Origin of the sequence: Paraburkholderia sp. SIMBA_027, assembly GCF_046535315.1 — a bacterium.
Lineage (GTDB): Bacteria > Pseudomonadota > Gammaproteobacteria > Burkholderiales > Burkholderiaceae > Paraburkholderia > Paraburkholderia tropica.
Map to the genome: position 1 here is coordinate 1 of NZ_JAWRWY010001610.1, position 236 is coordinate 236.

Consider the following 236-nt stretch of genomic DNA (forward strand, 5'->3'; position numbering starts at 1 on the left):
GATGCTTTTCATCTCGTCGCGGAACGTATCGAGCCACGTGCCGGGCCCGAGCGCCGCGGCGGACGGCGCGTCTCCGTCGGCGCCGGCATCGGCCAGCGCCTGCCGTTCCGCGTCGCGCAGCCGCTCGAAGCGCGTGCCGAGCAGCGCGGGCACGGCGGACAGCAGGCTGCGCTCGCGCGCGCCGAGCACGCGCTCCATGATCGCGTCGAGCGCCGCGAGCCGCGCCATCCCTGGCG

The 236-nt window shown here is 76.3% G+C and carries 1 protein-coding gene; it reads right to left on the bottom strand.

The features are described from left to right. Positions 1 to 236 (bottom strand): DUF3348 family protein (locus SB764_RS44625; protein WP_410867391.1); only part of this gene is annotated, 236 nt, incomplete at both ends.